At 68.7% G+C, this 262-nt stretch carries 1 protein-coding gene; it reads left to right on the forward strand.

Translation table 11 applies throughout. The features are described from left to right. Positions 1–111 precede the first annotated feature (111 nt). The coding region (locus tag SM753_RS20785; protein ID WP_323192953.1) for a PRC-barrel domain-containing protein at positions 112–262 on the forward strand (151 nt) is incomplete at its 3' end.

The raw sequence follows: 262 nt of genomic DNA on the forward strand, positions 1-262 counted from the left end.
CGCGGCGATCGCAGCGATCGCGGCGCTGACCGGCGTCGCCGCGCCCCGCACCGTCTGTCACCCGTCCGACGGCCCGTGGAGTTTAAGACCGTTGCCCGGGACCGTGCGGACATGGTCGATATCCTCGCGGAGAACCTCTCCGGGAAGGCGGTGATGAGCGCGGACGGAACCGAACTCGGGGACCTGTACAACATCACGATGGACCTCAAGTCGGGCGAGCTCACGGACCTGCTCGTGAGCCCCCACGAGCACCTCAGCCCGG

Origin of the sequence: Halostella sp. PRR32 (assembly GCF_034808085.1) — an archaeon.
GTDB classification, from domain to species: domain Archaea; phylum Halobacteriota; class Halobacteria; order Halobacteriales; family Natronoarchaeaceae; genus Halostella; species Halostella pelagica.